Consider the following 12823-nt stretch of genomic DNA (forward strand, 5'->3'; position numbering starts at 1 on the left):
GCTCTTCCCTTTTTGTTGGGGTTGGTGTGCGGGGTGGGGGGGTTTTTTTCCCCGCCCTCTTGGTGGGGGGGGCGGGGGGGCCCCCCCGCGCGCCCCCCCCCACCCCACTCGTTGTCGCGGAGCATCCGCTTGGCCTCCTTCTTGTGCCGGCCGACGAGACGATCCAGGTAGAGATACCCGTTCAGGTGATCTGTCTCGTGCTGGAGACACCGCGCGAAGAAGCCGGTGCCCTCGACCTCGACGGGCTGCCCGTCGGCGTCCACCCCGGTCACCTTCGCCCAACGGGCGCGTCCGGTCGGGTACGCCTCACCGGGCACGCTCAGGCAGCCCTCGAAGTCGTCGTCCGGGTCCGGCATGGTCTCCGGCACCTCGGAGGTCTCCAGCACGGGGTTGCAGATCACGCCGCGGTGCTGCACACCGTCGTCGTCCGGGCAGTCGTACACGAAAAGCCGCAGGTCAATGCCGATCTGGTTGGCCGCGAGCCCAACTCCGCGCGCCGCTGCCATCGTCTCGAACATGTCGTCGACGAGCGTCTTCAGCTCGGTGTCGAACTCGGTGACCTCGCGCGTGGGGTTGTGCAGCACGGGGTCGCCAACGATGCAGATGCGGTGCACGGCCATGGTCAGACTTTAAGCGGTCCAAAACTGTCGGTGTCGCGCGGTAGGTTGGAACGATCACGTGATTGAATTGCCCGCACCTGAGATGGTGTGGCGACCGTGGGGAGCCAGATGGATCACGCCGAGACGCTGACCACTGATGACGGGCTGACCAGCCGCGAACGCACGATGCTCGCGTTCGAGAAGCAGTGGTGGAAGTACTCGGGGTCCAAGGAACAGGCCATCAGGGAACTGTTCGACATGTCGGCGACTCGTTACTACCAGCTGCTCAACGCCCTCGTTGAGAAGGAAGCCGCGTTCGCGGCCGAACCGATGCTGGTCAAGCGGTTGCGCGGCGTGCGGACAGGCCGTCAGAGGGTTCGCGCACGCGCCAGGAGCACCGAGGACTGATGACCTCCCCCGAGTCCGCTAGCCCGTCCCGCCCGGCCAAGGCCGCCGGCTTCGCCCTCCTGGGTGTGGCTGCTGTGGCGTTGGTGATCGGTGTTGTGAGTCTGTTCAGCGGTGGGTCCGACTCGCCGCCTGTCGCCGGCGGCAGTTCCACCGCGCCTCCGGTGCAGACTCCTTCTTCGGAGTCCTCTTCCTCCTCCGCCGCCGCGCCTGCGGAGAGTTCGTCGGCTCCGGCTGCCACCACCACTAATCCGCCTGCGGCGACCACCACTGTGGTGCCGCCGCCTCCCGTTACGCAGCCGGTGGCCGCCAAGGCGCCGGTTCGGGTTTACAACAACTCCACGATCACCGGGTTGGCGAGCAAGGCTTCGGACGAGGTTCGGGCCAACGGGTGGACGGTCGCGGAGACCGGGAACTACTCGCAGGGCACGATTCCCACCACCACCGTGTACTTCCGGCCTGGGACGGATGAAGAGGCTTCGGCTCGGGAGCTGGGTGCGGTGTTGCGGGCTCGGGTCGAGCCTCGGTTCGACGGGATACAGCATGCTGCGCCTGGGATCATTTTGATCGTCACCAACGACTATCAGGGTGTTTCCAAGAACAAGTGAGTGGTTCGTTCGTTGGTGGGCGGGGGCTCCGCCCCGGACCCCGCGGGTTATTGGCGTGAGGACGCGTAGGCCGCGAGCGAGGCGAGCTGTGCTGGGTCCAGGGATGGGCGTACCACCGTGCGGGCCTTCGCCAGGTGGGCCTGCGTTACTTCCGCTGCTTCCAAGGATTCCCGCATTGCCGTGAGGGCCGCTTCGCGGACCAGGGCGGCGCAGTCCGCTGCGGAGTAACCGTCCAGTTCGGACGCGAGGGTCGAGAGGTCGACGTCGGTGGCCAGGGGCGTGTTGCGTGATGCGGCCTTCAGGATTTCCGTGCGGGCGTCGGCGTCCGGTGGTGGCACGTAGACGAGGCGTTCCAGGCGTCCTGGGCGCAGCAGGGCCGGGTCGAGGAGTTCTGGGCGGTTCGTCGCGCCGATCACCACGACGTCGCGGAGCGGTTCTACGCCGTCCAGTTCGGTCAGGAGGGCGGCTACCACGCGGTCGGCCACGCCGGCGTCGGAGGACTGGCCTCGGCGTGGGGCCAGGGCGTCGACCTCGTCCAGGAAGATCAGGGCGGGGGCGGCGTCCGCGGCGCGGCGGAAGAGTTCTCGCACGGCTCGTTCGGATTCGCCTACGAACTTGTCCATCAGTTCGGCGCCCTTGACCGTCAGGACGTTGAGCTGGCCGGAACCCGCCAGCGCGCGCACCAGGAACGTCTTGCCGCATCCCGGTGGGCCGTAGAGCAGGACGCCGCGCGGCGGTTCCACGCCCAGGCGGGCGAAGGAGTCCGGGTAGCGCAGCGGCCACAGGGCCGCTTCGGTCAGGGCCTGCTTGACCTCGGTCATGTCGCCGACGTCGGCGAGGGTCAGGCCGCCGGTCTGGATGGTGTCGGAGGCCGACATCGAGATCGGGCGGACGGTGCCCAGGGCCGTCAGCAGATCTTCTTGTCCCACCCGGGGTTCTGCCACGTCGCGTTGGCGGAGAGCGGCGCGCACGGCTGCCTCGCGGCGTAGTGCGCAGAGGTCGGCCGCCACGAAACCCGGAGTGCGGTCGGCCACGGCGCCCAAGTCCACATCGGACTCCAGTGGGACGTCGCGCAGCAGGACGCGCAGCAGTTCGGTACGGGTGACGCCGTCGGGCAGGGGAAGCGTCAGTTCGCGGTCGACCAGGTCCGGGGTGCGCAGGCGCGGGTCGATGGACTCGGCGCGGGCCGAGGTGACCACCAGGGCCAGGTTGGGGCGCGACACGGCGGTGCGGAGCATGTCCAGGACGACGGTGGCCACCGGGGGTGGCGAGCTCGGCAGCAGGGCGTCGATGTCGGTGATCAGCAGGACGGTCGGCTGCTCGGGGACACCTGCGATCGCGTCGCCGAGTTGCTTGGCCATGGAGCCCGGTTCGAGCACCGAGATGCTCGGCGCGGCCAGCTCGACGACCGCGGCGTCGACGGAACGGGCCACGGCCCGGACCAAGGTGGCCTTGCCGACGCCTTCGGGGCCGCTCACCAGGGCGGCCAGGCGGGCAGACGCGCCCAGGCGGGTGAGGAGTTCCGGTTGGCGGAACATGAGTTCCAGCCACTCGGTGAGGCGGCGGGCCTGGTCCTTCTGGCCGACGAGGTCGGTGAGCGGCAGGGCCTCGTGCTTCTCCTGCACCACGACCGGGGTGACCTCGGCGGCCGGGGCAGAGGCCGAGCGCCAGCCCACGACGCTGGACGGCTGCACGGCCACCGGGCCCGCCGGGTCGGTCGAGGTGATGGTGATCAGCTCGTTCGTCCACGTCATGCCGATGGCGTTGGAGAGCTTGCGGCGCGTCTCGGAAACGTCGGCACCGGGCGGTGGTGCGAGGTCCTGGGGAAGCAACGAGACGTTGTCGCCCACGGTCAACACCTTGCCGGTCAACGCCATCCGGACGTGGTCAGGCGTCAGGGCCGTGCTGGCCAGCCGGGAACCCGCGACCGTGATCGAGCGGGCACCCGCCACCTGGACCGGGGCCACGACGATCTCGGCACCCTCGACCACGCCGAGGTTCGTCAGCGTGACGTCGTCCACGAGGACGACACCCGGCGGCTGTTCGCCGGCCGCGGCCAGGGCGGCGCTCACGCGGGCACCGGTCAGCTTCACGGCGTCCCAGGCGCGCAGCCCCAAGGCGTCGAGCACCTCCGGGTGGAGGCGCACTACGCCGCGCCGGGTGTCCAGTGCGGACGGGGACAGGCGAGCCGTCAGCGTGATCACCCCGACGACTCTAGCCCGGCGCGCCGCGCACCGGGCCGGTCACGCTCGCGCAGGAGTATCCGGAGGTGGGAGTCCTTGGGGTTGCACGCACGCGGCGTCGCAGCCTGTGTGCTTGTGGCCGCGTCCCGTCTGTTCGGCGAGCGTTCCGGCTTCCGGGGCCGGGCAGGCTCGTCCAGGGGTCCCCCCGAGCCGGGGACCCCTGCGTTTCAACGTACTCAGCCGGTCTGACGGTTTCGGGCTCAGAGCGGTGCGCTCTGCCAGCGCCAGCCGGTCTGCGGTGCACGGCCGGGCAGGTTGAGCCGGTTGGTGGCCCAGAGCAGGCCGCGCCACGGGTCCACGTCGAGATCGTCGTGAGGGAACATCCTCGCCAGCACGCGCGCACAAACGTCGCGGGGCGGGTCGAGGCTCAAACCGAGGCCGCGAGCGATGTCCTCGCCGTGCACCAGTGCTTCGACGCAGCCCATGCCGGCGAAGTGCGCGGGATCGGCCATGCCGGTGGGGTGGTAGGCGCGGGTCGACGGCTCCGCGGTCCGCACCACCGAGGCGAGGATCCGGCCGCCGGCCACCGCGAACTCCAGCACTTCGGCGGGGCTCGCCTCCTTGTCGGCGACCGCGAGGAAGCGCACGTAGCGGGCATCGGGCCGGGCGACGAGCTGCGCCGCGTAGGACAGCAGGCAGTCGCCGACGTGTTCGGCCGTGTGCCAGGCGTGCCACTCTCCCGTGCCGGACGAGGTCAGCCAGTCCCGGCCGGTCGCGGGGCCGAGGGTGTCGGCCAGGCAGGAGACAGCCGCGTCGAGATCGTCTGCGGTCACGGCCGCAGGATAGTGGGCGAAACCGAAAGGGTGGACGTGTTGGACACGTCCACCCTGGTCACCGACGAGATCGCGCGGTTACGGCTTGTGGTGGCGGCGAAGCCCGATCTGGCGCCACGAACGGCGTCGACCGGCACCGGCCACCGCGTTCTCCGCGGCAGAAGCGGCTGCGGCATCACGGCGAGGGCGTCGCACGGCACGCATGGCGGCACCGGCTACGCGGCCGTGCAGCGGCTGGCGCAGGCCCAGGCGACGGGCGGCCACGCCATGCGCGCGTTTGATCGCGCGGCGCTCGACGCCGGTCACCGTCCACGCCTCGGGGTGCTTGGACAGCCACATGTACCGGCGCACCGAGTAGGGCAGGTGCGCCAGGTACACGACCATCGCGACGATCAGCGCCACCAGCGGGAACGTGATGATCGCGGCGGCCAGCAGGCCGATCAGGACCAGCAGGGGGGCCACCGCGCGCGGGGGCACCTTCACGGTCTTCACCGACAGCGTCGGGATGCGCGACACCAGCAGCATCGCGACCACGACCGTCCAGATGCCCACGACGATCGGGTTGTTCCACCAGCCGTCGGTGCGCACCTGCTCCTCGATGATCAACGGGAGCAGCAGCAGGAGGCCGCCTGCCGGAGCCGGGACGCCGACGAAGAACTCCTTCGCGAACGGCGGTTGTTCCTTCTCCAGCAACGTGTTGAAGCGGGCGAGGCGGACCACCATGCAGACCGCGAAGATCAGCGCGATGACCCAGCCCGCGCGGCTGCCCTCGAACTTCCACAGGTAGATCGCGAGGGCGGGGGCCACGCCGAACGAGATGGCGTCGGCCAGGGAGTCGAGCTCCGCGCCCATCTTCGACGTCGCGTCCAGCAGGCGCGCGATGCGGCCGTCCAGGCCGTCGAGGACGGCGGCGGCGGCGATCGAGGCGATCGCCGCGCCCCACATCCCGGTGTTCGCGAAGTGCACGGCCGAGAGGCCCGCGGACATCGCGAGGACCGTGATGGCGTTCGGCAGGAGGCGAACGCCGGGCCCGCTGGGAGCCATCAGGCCTCCGGAAGCTCAGCGAGGACGGTCTCCCCGCCGATGGTGCGCTGGCCGGCCTCGACCAGGACGCGGCTGCCGCGCGGCACGTAGAGGTCCACGCGCGAGCCGAAGCGGATCAGGCCGTAGGTCTGGCCGGCGGCCACCTTCTCGCCCTCGGCGACCTCGCACACGATGCGGCGCGCGACCAGGCCGGCGATCTGCACGACGACCAGGTCGTGGCCGCTCAGCGTCCGCAGCCACACGGTGTTGCGCTCGTTCTCCTCGGACGCCTTGTCGAGGTCGGCCGAGAGGAACTTGCCGGGGTGGTACGAGACCTGGACGACCTCGCCGTCCGCGGGCACGCGCTGCACGTGCACGTCGAAGACCGAGAGGAACACGCTGACGCGCGTCATCGGCTGGGAGCCGAGGCCGAGCTCCGCGGGCGGAACGGCGTCGACCACGTGCGACACGGTGCCGTCGGCCGGGGCGACCGCGATGTTCGGGCGGGTCGGCGTCACGCGCTTCGGCTCGCGGAAGAACCACGCCACCCACGCCGTGACCAGGCCGAGGACGACGCCCAGGCGCTTGAAGCGCAGCCGGACGAGGAGGGTCGCGATCGCCGCGCCGGCGACGAACGGGCGTCCCGCCGGGTGCATCGGCGGCACCATGCCGCGCGCGAGTTCGAGGAAGTGGGAGACGGGCTTCTCGCTGCTCATCGTGTCTGGGGGTTCCGTAGCTTCCGTGAGTTGTCGGGCGGCATCACGCTACGCCAACACACCAAACCGCCCGGCAGGACTGCCGCGAACAAAGTGGCCGGTCGGTTCGTGCATCCCCCGACGAATGCACGCGCCGACCGGCACCTGCATTCAGTGTAATCCCCGTCACATGGCGTCAACAACGCCGGTGGGTGAGCGTTCCGTCACAGTCCGTCGACGCCGACGGCCTGCAGGCGAAGCCGCACTTCAGGGACGCGATTAGCCTCGCGGACGGCAGGTGCGACCAGGTCATCCGGGTAGAGCGCAGCTCCGTCGGGCAGGCGCAGCACGAACAGGCCGCCCCAGTTGATCTCGAGCTTCGCCCGGTTAGCGGTGACGAGCTGGTCGGCCACCGCGCACGCCAGCAGTTCCGTCACGGTCTCGACAGCCGCCTCGTGGACCTGCTCCGGAGTGAGCGACGCGTCCACCGGTGCCCCGGTCAGCCGGTGCAGCTCACCGCGTTCCAGCGCCGCCAGCACGTCCGGCAGCCGCTCGCCGACCTTGCTCACCCGGCCCGCGTGCCGCAGTGCGTCGGCGTAGCGCCGCACGTGGGCCGGGCCGCTCAGCGACACCAGCTCGTCCCACGTCGCGAACGGTCCCCTCACGCCGAGCAGCACCGACGCGGCCTCGGGGGAGACACCGGAGAGCAACGTCCAGCCCGGCCGCTCGTCGATCGGGACGTCGCCACTGCTCAGCAAGGCCATCGCGGCCACCCGCTCGCGGATCGGCGGGTGGCTGTCGAACACCGACGTCGGCTCCCGCTCGGCCATCTCGCGCTCCAGGTCGCGCAGGTCGTGCACGCGCCGCGGATGGGCGAGGTAGGAGCGGAAGCCTTCGAGCAACGGCGGCGTGCGCCCCGCCTCGACCGCCAGCGACACGTAGGACGTGACGTAGTCGTGCCACGCCTCGCCCACCGGTCCGCTGCGCAGCAACGCCCTGCGCGCCGCGTCCCGCCCGGCCGCGGCCACCGCCACCTCGTCGGCGAACCGCTCGTGGTCGCGGCTCTCGGACGCGGCGACCAGCGCGTAGAGCGCGGCCCACGCGCTGAGCAGCCCGAACGCCCGATCCGTGCGGACGGCCAGTTCGAGCGCCAGCTTCGCCCGGTAGGTCACCGCCGCGAGCTGGGTGTGGCCGCCGCCGTAGTGGCCGAGCTCGTGCGCCAGCACCGACCTCAGCTCACCGACGCTCAGCCCGGCCGCGAGCGGCAGCCCGAGTTCGAGGTAGCGCACGCCGCGGCGTTCCCACACGCTCGCGTTCGCGCCGTCGACGAGCCGGATGTCGTCCGGTCCGCGCGTGCCCGCGAGACCGGCCAGCTCGTCGACGTGCCGCCACAGCTCGGGATGCGCGTCGCGGGTCATCCGGACACCGCCGGGCTCAGGCCGCGCGAAGACCGCCCGCAGCGTCGCCCACAGCGCCGGTCCGCCGAACACCACCGCGAGGACGAGCATCCAGGCCCCGCCCTCGACGTCGCCGATCGAGAACCGCCAGACCGCGATCGCCGTCAGGCCACCCGCCAGCGCCACCGCGAGCACGAAGAAGCCCGCGAGCATCACCAGCGCGAGTACCGCCCGCATCCCCCCAGCCCGCCCTTCTACTGCAGGTATCTGACCGTGACCTCGGCCCCCGCCGCCAGCTCGGTGACGTCGGCAGGCACCTCGATCAGGCAGTTCGACAGCGCCAGCGCCGACAGCAGGTGCGACCCCGGACCTCCGACCGGCGTCACGACCTGGCCGGACGACGGGTCGTACAGGCCGCGCCGGAACTGCGTCCTACCCGCAGGAGACGACAGCGCGCTCGACACGGTTGCCCGCGCGGTCGGCCGTTCGACGTCCGAGCGGCCCATCGACGCGAGCAGCGCGGGCCGGACGAAGACCTCGAACGACACCTGCGCGCTCACCGGGTTGCCCGGCAGCGTCAGCACCGGCAGGCCCTCGTAGACACCGGCGCCCTGCGGTCCTCCCGGTTGCATCGCGACCTTGGTGAACCGCACGTCGTGGCTCGCCAGGGCGTCCTTGACCACCTCGTACGCGCCCGCGCTGACCCCGCCGGACGTCACGATCACGTCCACCGAGCCCAGGTACGGCGCCAGCGCGCGGTGGAAGGCGTCCACGTCGTCCGGCACGAACCGCAGTTGCACGGCGATGCCGCCCGCCTCCCGCACGGAGGCCGCGAGCATCATGCCGTTCGACTCGTAGATCTGGCCCTGCCGCAGCGGCTTGCCCGGTTCGACCAGTTCGGACCCCGTGGAGAGGATCAGCACCCGCGGCCGCCTGCGCACCGGCAGCTCCGGCAGGCCGAGCGCGGACGCCAGCCCGAGCTGGGCCGGGCGCAGCAAGGTGCCCGCGAGCAGCACCGGATCGCCCTTCTGCACGTCGTCGCCCGCGACGCGGATGTTCGTGCCCGCCTCGACGGACGCGTTGATCGTCACGGTCTCGGTGCCGGCGTCGGTCAGCTCGACCTGGATCACCGCGTCCGCACCCGGCGGGACCGGGGCGCCGGTCATGATCCGCTGCACCGTCCCCGGTGCCAGCGGTGAGAGTTCGGTGCGGCCGGCCGGGATGTCGTCGGCCACGGGCAGGCGGACGGGGGTGCTCGCGAGGTCCGCGGCACGCACGGCGTACCCGTCCATCGCGGAGTTGTCGAACGGCGGCAGGGAAACGGGAGCGATGACGTCGGCGGCGAGCACGAGCCCGAGGCACTCGTCGAGCGGGAGCTGCAGCACGGGCATCAACCCGACGAGCTCCGCGACGCGCTGGCGGTGTTCGGCGACTGTGGTGGGGGACACGACTGCATACTGCCAAGAGGCGGTGCCGAGAAGTGCGATCGTGACGACCGCTTGGGCCCGTTCGTCTTCGGAGGTGTTGTTCGTGCAGGTCAGGACTCGGCACACACCGACGTTCGGCGTGGCGAGACTCGTGCTCGCGCCCGGCGAGATGGTGCTGGTCGACCCGCTGACCCTGGTGGCCACGAGCTTCGGCCTCTCCGTGGAGGTCAAGGGCTCCGGCACCAAGGCCGTCGCGCTGTGCACGGCGGGTGCGGAGGGCGGCTGGGTCGACGCGGCCCCCGTGCTGCCCGGCGACCTGCACCTCGTCGAGCTCGACGGCGCGCACGGCTGGTGCTTCGCGCGGCTCGGCTGGATCGCGTCGAGCAGCACCGTGGCGATGAACCCCGAGGCGCCGGTGCTGAAAGCGCTCTTCGGCGGCCTCGGCGGCTTCCTGAACTACGCGCACGGCCAAGGCGGCGTCGTGCTCGCCTGCTTCGGCGCGCTCGACCTCGTGACGCTGGAGGCCGGCGAGGCGGTGACCATCGGCAGCGACCACGTGATGGCGTTCGCGGACACCGTGCAATGCCGTCTCCGGCCGTCGGCGCCCGATGCCGGGCAATCCATTCAGAGCGGCGAGGGCCTGGTGTTCGACTTCGCCGGTCCCGGTGCCGTGCTGACCCAGACGCGCGGACCCCGGCGACTCACCACCTGGTTGCGCGCCAACGGAGTCAGCTGGAGTTCATGACTCCGTAAGGAGGTATCCGAGTGACTTTTCTTCTTTTAGCGTTGCGTTCTGCTTGCGTGATCTGAAGGAGGACGCCTTGGCTCTCGGTACCGTCAAGTGGTTCAACTCCGAAAAGGGATACGGCTTCATCGCAACCGACGGCGGGCCCGACGTGTTCGTGCACTACTCGGCGATCCAGATGGAAGGCTTCCGGACCCTCTCCGAGGGCGACCGGGTGGAGTTCGAGGTGCAGGCCGGACGGGATGGGCGGAGCCAGGCGTCGGATGTGAGGAAGGCTTAGTCACTCTTTGACCAACCCCCGGCAGGGTGATCTGCACGGGCGTTAGGCTGCCTCGCGTGTCTGAGGACCTGAGCGGGCGGCGGATCGCGCACTACCGGATCGACGGCGTGCTCGGCCGCGGCGGCATGAGCGTGACGTACAAGGCCACCGACGTGAGACTCGGCCGGAAAGTCGCGCTCAAGGTCATCGGTGAGCACCTGGCGCCCGACGCCGAGTTCCGCGAGCGGTTCGTCGACGAGGCGCGCAACACCTCCGCCATCGACCACGCGAACATCGTGCCGCTGTACGACTTCGACGAGGTCGACGGCCTGCTCTACATCGCGATGCGGCTGGTGGACGGCCAGGACCTCGCCGGCCACATCAAGTCAGGGCCGCTCACCCCGGCGCGCACGCTGACGCTGCTCGCCCAGGTCGCCGAGGCGCTCGACATGCTGCACGGCAAGGGCCTCGTGCACCTCGACGTGAAGCCGGCCAACGTCCTCGTGACCACCAAGGAGGGCGTGCGCGAGCACGTCTACGTCGCCGACTTCGGCCTCACCCGGCGCGGCGCCACCGGGCACCGCACCCGAACGGGTGATTTCCTCGGCTCGCCGACCTACGCCGCGCCGGAACACCTGCGCGGTGAGCCCGTCGACGGCCGCACCGACCAGTACGCGCTCGCCTGCATGCTCTTCGCGTGCCTGTCCGGCCGGCCGCCGTTCCAGGGCGGCGTGCAGGAGGTCATCGCCGGTCACCTCGGCCAGCCGGTGCCCTCGCTGTCGCAGCTCGTCGGCCTGCCGCCGGCGATCGACGAGGTCATCCGCAAGGGCACCTCGAAGGACCCGTCGCAGCGGTTCGCGAGCTGCGCCGACCTGATCGCCGCCGCGCGCGTCGCCCTCGCCGGGGCCGCGCAGGGCTCGGTGCCCGCTCAGGCCGGACCTGCGTCCGGCTCGATCCCGGTGCAGTCGCCGGTGTCCGGTCCGATGCCCGTGCAGCAGGGGCCGTACCAGGGCGGCTACCAGCAGCCGCTGTCCGACCCGGTCCGGCTGCGCCCGCCGAACCAGGTGGGCGTGAGCGCCTTCACGTCGTCGAAGAAGGAGCGCCCGGCCTGGTTCGCGCCGGTCATCGCGGCCGCGGTGGCGATCGTGGTGATCATCATCGTGGTCATCATCCTGTCGCCCGGCGACGAACCCGCGCGTCAGCCCAAGACGAACTCCTCGCCCACGCTGCAGCTCGACGACCAGTCGACCTCGAAGAAGCCGCTGCCCACCTCTGTGCCGGTGCGCACCTCGCGCTGAGGTTCGCTTGCACTCGCCGTGCCCGAGTGCTAAACACGACTTAGCACTCGGCTCACCTGAGTGCCAAAGCAGTGAGGCTGGGAAGGTGAGGCACCCCGTCGCTCGACGGGGAGTCGTCCGTCGCGGGCACCGAACCTGGCCACTGCACCGTGTTCCGCTGTGGGCTTTGCCGGCCCGCAGTGGCCCAGAATCCACAAAGGCGGAGGAACACACCGCAATGGCCAAGATGATTGCGTTCGACGAGGACGCCCGCCGCGGTCTCGAGCGGGGTATGAACACCCTCGCTGACGCCGTCAAGGTGACGCTCGGCCCGAAGGGCCGCAACGTCGTGCTCGAGAAGAAGTGGGGTGCGCCGACGATCACGAACGACGGCGTGTCCATCGCGAAGGAGATCGAGCTCGAGGACCCGTGGGAGAAGATCGGGGCCGAGCTCGTCAAGGAAGTCGCGAAGAAGACCGACGACGTTGCCGGTGACGGCACCACCACCGCGACCGTCCTCGCCCAGGCTCTGGTGCGCGAAGGTCTGCGCAACGTGGCCGCCGGCGCCAACCCGCTGGGCCTCAAGCGCGGCATCGAGCAGGCCGTCGAGGCCGTCGCCGAGCAGCTCCTGAAGGCCGCCAAGGAGATCGAGACGAAGGAGCAGATCGCTGCTACCGCGTCCATCTCCGCCGCTGACCCCACCATCGGCGAGCTCATCGCCGAGGCGATGGACAAGGTCGGCAAGGAAGGCGTCATCACCGTCGAGGAGAGCAACACCCTCGGTCTCGAGCTCGAGCTCACCGAAGGCATGCGCTTCGACAAGGGCTACATCTCCGGTTACTTCGTGACCGACCCCGAGCGTCAGGAAGCGGTCCTCGAGGACCCGTACATCCTGCTGTTCGGCTCCAAGATCTCCACGGTCAAGGACCTGCTCCCGCTGCTGGAGAAGGTCATGCAGTCCGGCAAGCCGCTGCTGATCATCTCCGAGGACGTCGAGGGCGAGGCCCTGGCCACGCTGGTCGTCAACAAGATCCGCGGCACCTTCAAGTCCGTCGCCGTCAAGGCCCCGGGCTTCGGTGACCGCCGCAAGGCCATCCTCCAGGACATCGCCACCCTCACCGGTGGCCAGGTCATCACCGAGGACGTCGGCCTGAAGCTGGAGAACGCCGACATCTCGCTGCTGGGCAAGGCCCGCAAGGTCGTCGTCACCAAGGACGAGACGACCATCGTCGAGGGCTCGGGCGACGCCGACCAGATCCAGGGTCGCGTCAACCAGATCCGCGCCGAGATCGAGAAGTCGGACTCCGACTACGACCGCGAGAAGCTCCAGGAGCGCCTCGCCAAGCTCGCCGGCGGCGTCGCCGTCATCAAG

13 protein-coding genes are annotated in these 12823 nt (G+C 70.5%); 6 read left to right on the plus strand and 7 right to left on the minus strand.

Annotated features, from left to right (window positions below):
- Window positions 1-620, minus strand: a 620-nt coding sequence (locus tag ACWEIJ_RS45825; RefSeq protein WP_449843593.1) for a peptide deformylase, incomplete at its 3' end; no start/stop codon positions are given.
- Between the two features lie 108 nt (window positions 621-728).
- Between ACWEIJ_RS45825 and ACWEIJ_RS45830 the strand changes: the two genes are divergently transcribed.
- The gene (locus ACWEIJ_RS45830; protein ID WP_449843594.1) at window positions 729-1007 is read left to right on the plus strand and encodes a DUF3263 domain-containing protein; all 279 of its coding nucleotides are present in this window, start codon (window positions 729-731) and stop codon (window positions 1005-1007) included.
- 74 nt (window positions 1008-1081) lie between these two features.
- The gene (locus ACWEIJ_RS45835) at window positions 1082-1612 is read left to right on the plus strand and encodes a LytR C-terminal domain-containing protein (RefSeq protein WP_449843595.1); all 531 of its coding nucleotides are present in this window, start codon (window positions 1082-1084) and stop codon (window positions 1610-1612) included.
- 47 nt (window positions 1613-1659) lie between these two features.
- Here the strand turns inward: ACWEIJ_RS45835 and ACWEIJ_RS45840 are convergent, their stop codons facing one another.
- From ACWEIJ_RS45840 to moeA, 6 genes are all read right to left on the minus strand, one after another.
- Window positions 1660-3816 carry an AAA family ATPase gene (locus ACWEIJ_RS45840; RefSeq protein WP_449843596.1) on the minus strand — a complete coding sequence of 719 codons (2157 nt, stop codon included), beginning with the start codon at window positions 3814-3816 and terminating at the stop codon, window positions 1660-1662.
- A 239-nt stretch (window positions 3817-4055) separates the two neighbouring features.
- Complete coding sequence (locus ACWEIJ_RS45845) at window positions 4056-4628, minus strand: hypothetical protein (RefSeq protein WP_449843597.1); 573 nt, start codon at window positions 4626-4628, stop codon at window positions 4056-4058.
- A 78-nt stretch (window positions 4629-4706) separates the two neighbouring features.
- Window positions 4707-5672, minus strand: coding sequence for a CDP-diacylglycerol--serine O-phosphatidyltransferase (pssA, locus tag ACWEIJ_RS45850; RefSeq protein ID WP_449843598.1), 966 nt, complete (start codon window positions 5670-5672; stop codon window positions 4707-4709).
- A complete protein-coding gene (locus ACWEIJ_RS45855) occupies window positions 5672-6367 on the minus strand; it encodes a phosphatidylserine decarboxylase (protein WP_449843599.1) in 696 nt (231 codons plus the stop codon). The genes pssA and ACWEIJ_RS45855 overlap by 1 nt, the downstream gene beginning before the upstream one ends.
- Window positions 6368-6570: 203 nt before the next feature.
- A complete protein-coding gene (locus tag ACWEIJ_RS45860; protein WP_449843600.1) occupies window positions 6571-7980 on the minus strand; it encodes a M48 family metalloprotease in 1410 nt (469 codons plus the stop codon).
- A 17-nt stretch (window positions 7981-7997) separates the two neighbouring features.
- Window positions 7998-9191: a molybdopterin molybdotransferase MoeA gene (gene moeA, locus ACWEIJ_RS45865; protein ID WP_449843601.1), complete on the minus strand. Its 1194-nt coding sequence runs from the start codon at window positions 9189-9191 to the stop codon at window positions 7998-8000.
- Between the two features lie 82 nt (window positions 9192-9273).
- Between moeA and ACWEIJ_RS45870 the strand changes: the two genes are divergently transcribed.
- From ACWEIJ_RS45870 to groL, 4 genes are all read left to right on the plus strand, one after another.
- Window positions 9274-9915, plus strand: coding sequence for an AIM24 family protein (locus tag ACWEIJ_RS45870; RefSeq protein ID WP_449843604.1), 642 nt, complete (start codon window positions 9274-9276; stop codon window positions 9913-9915).
- 76 nt (window positions 9916-9991) lie between these two features.
- On the plus strand, window positions 9992-10195 hold the full coding sequence (locus tag ACWEIJ_RS45875; RefSeq protein ID WP_065915056.1) for a cold-shock protein: 204 nt from the start codon (window positions 9992-9994) through the stop codon (window positions 10193-10195).
- Window positions 10196-10251: 56 nt separating this feature from the next.
- Window positions 10252-11472, plus strand: coding sequence for a serine/threonine-protein kinase (locus ACWEIJ_RS45880; protein ID WP_449843602.1), 1221 nt, complete (start codon window positions 10252-10254; stop codon window positions 11470-11472).
- Window positions 11473-11689: 217 nt separating this feature from the next.
- Window positions 11690-12823: chaperonin GroEL (groL, locus tag ACWEIJ_RS45885; RefSeq protein WP_449843603.1), on the plus strand; the 1134-nt coding region annotated here is incomplete at its 3' end.

The sequence above is a fragment of the Lentzea sp. NPDC004789 genome (assembly GCF_053601075.1).

What these genes read in the sequence shown, in the direction of transcription:
- pssA (WP_449843598.1), bottom strand. Translation starts at nt 5,672, where the DNA reads ATGGCTCCCAGCGGGCCCGGCGTTCGCCTCCTGCCGAACGCCATCACG.
- ACWEIJ_RS45860 (WP_449843600.1), bottom strand. Translation starts at nt 7,980, where the DNA reads ATGCGGGCGGTACTCGCGCTGGTGATGCTCGCGGGCTTCTTCGTGCTC.
- ACWEIJ_RS45855 (WP_449843599.1), bottom strand. Translation starts at nt 6,367, where the DNA reads ATGAGCAGCGAGAAGCCCGTCTCCCACTTCCTCGAACTCGCGCGCGGC.
- ACWEIJ_RS45830 (WP_449843594.1), top strand. Translation starts at nt 729, where the DNA reads ATGGATCACGCCGAGACGCTGACCACTGATGACGGGCTGACCAGCCGC.